Source organism: Microbacterium sp. CPCC 204701, assembly GCF_004010105.1.
In the GTDB taxonomy this organism is placed as follows: domain Bacteria; phylum Actinomycetota; class Actinomycetes; order Actinomycetales; family Microbacteriaceae; genus Microbacterium.
On the sequence record NZ_RRYE01000499.1, the window covers coordinates 1 to 1,835 of the forward strand.

General features: G+C 71.4%; 3 protein-coding genes. All 3 read right to left on the reverse strand.

Annotation, left to right across the window (positions count from 1 at the left end):
* Nucleotides 1-53 precede the first annotated feature (53 nt).
* Nucleotides 54-686, reverse strand: a complete 633-nt coding sequence (locus EIO58_RS17225) for a SipW-dependent-type signal peptide-containing protein (RefSeq protein ID WP_240658974.1) — start codon at nucleotides 684-686, stop codon at nucleotides 54-56.
* 200 nt (nucleotides 687-886) lie between these two features.
* A complete protein-coding gene (locus EIO58_RS17230; RefSeq protein ID WP_127820477.1) occupies nucleotides 887-1,639 on the reverse strand; it encodes a YidC/Oxa1 family membrane protein insertase in 753 nt (250 codons plus the stop codon).
* 101 nt (nucleotides 1,640-1,740) lie between these two features.
* A partial coding sequence (locus tag EIO58_RS19605; RefSeq protein WP_446723945.1) for a DUF6412 domain-containing protein occupies nucleotides 1,741-1,835 on the reverse strand: 95 nt, incomplete at its 5' end.

Here is a 1,835-nt window from a genome sequence, read left to right on the forward strand (position 1 = left end):
GGCGGCGGCGCCTGCGCGCGCGCCGCCTGCGCCTGGTCTGCATCACCGCCGCCTCAGGGCAGCGCCACGCCGGAGGCGCCCGCGAACTCCCATGTGATCGTGCCGGTTGCGCCCTGCGCGAGCTCGCTGCCCGCCGTCACGACGAAGCAGAGGTTCACCGGGGTCGCGGCGGCGGTCAGGTCGAACGCGTCGACGGTGCCCGTCGCGGTCGCCGCACGATCGGCCACGAGCGCGGTGCCGGTAGGCGGCGCGTCCGCGGAGCATGTGGCCCCGAACGTGCCCACGTCGTAGACCGAGTAGCTGAGGTTCGCGCCGATCGTGCCCCCGATCTGCTGGGCGAGGGTGACGGCTGCCGCGTAGTCCGAATCGCTCGACAGCTGCACTGCGAACGGGGCGTACGCGACGGCGCCCGGCGACATCGCGTCGGCGTCGAGTGCGAAGGTGAGCGTCTTGCCCGGCGCGGTGGGCGAGCTGTCGAAAGCCGCGCCGTCCGTGCTTCCCTCGAGATCGAAATGACCCGACGAGAAGGTGCCGGTTGCGAACTCCGAATCGTTCCACACAGCGAGAGTGACCGCGGTGCCGACGCCCAGCACCACGCCACCGGCGATGACGGCGAGCGCCATGCGACGGCGGTCCGAGCGGGCCCGCTCGACGGCGCGCGAAGTCGCGGACGAAGGAGAGTTCATAGTCCTGCCATTCCTTGAAGATGAGATGTCGAAGCGGTACTGACGGCAGGGGACTCCCCAGCCACGATCGTCAGATTAGAGATCTCTCATAAACCGTGGCCAGTCGCTGAGGGCGATGCTGAGCAGAACCTTGGCATTCACCGGTGGCTTCACCCCGCGGCGGCCGTCGTCGCCGTCACGGACAACCGGAGCGCAGAGCCTCATGCCGGCGCGAAAGGGTAGATCCGCCGCAGCACGAGCCGCTGTCCGAGCGTCCACGTCACCGTCACGGTGAGGTACAGGGCAGCCGCCAACGGCACGAACATCGCGACCACCGCCGTGGTGAACTGCAGCGCGCCGGCGAGCCGCGCCATTGCTGCGCCCGCCAGAGGCGAGGCATCCGGAGAATCGTCGACGGGCGGCCGGAAGGCGCGCCGCGTGACCTCGGCGACCACCGCGATCGCCACGAGCAGACCCGCGAAGACGGCGACCGTCGCAGCGGTGGCCGTGCCCGACACCACCGCGCCGGCGAGGCTGGTGCCGAGGGCGACGCCGAGCAGCTGCTCCGTCAGCAGCGCATTCGCGTGCCCTGCGATCGACGCGTGCAGGAACAGCGTGTAGACGATCGCGACGACCGGCGCCTGCGCGAGCATCGGCAGGCATCCCGCGAACGGCGAGGCCTTCTCGTCTGCGTAGAGCTTCATCGTCTCGCGCTGCAGGCGCTCCGGGTCGCCTTTGTACCGCCGCTGCAGTGCCTTGAGCTTCGGGGCGAGGCGGCTTCGCGTCTGCTCAGCCCTGGCCTGGGCGACGCCCGCGGGGATGAGCACGGCGCGCACGATCAGCGTGAGCACGACGACGGATGCCGCGGCCGCCGCCGATCCGGCGAGAGGCTCGAGCAGGGCGGTGAGCCCCATGAGGAGTGCGTGGGCCGCGTCGAGGATCGCGGCGATGGGGGGGAAGCCGAGGAGGTCCATGGGTGTGTCCGTTCGTCGATGCGGGTCGTGGCATGTGGCCACGAGCGCACCGCAGACACGGCGGCGCCGCTCGGACGAGCGGGACGGGACGTGCGGCGGAGCTACGCGGCCGAAGCCGCCGACCCGGGTGCGCGCGGACGCGAGTGACCCGGGGCGTCAGGATGCGTCTCGGTGAGCCGCGTCGCGTCGCCGTTCG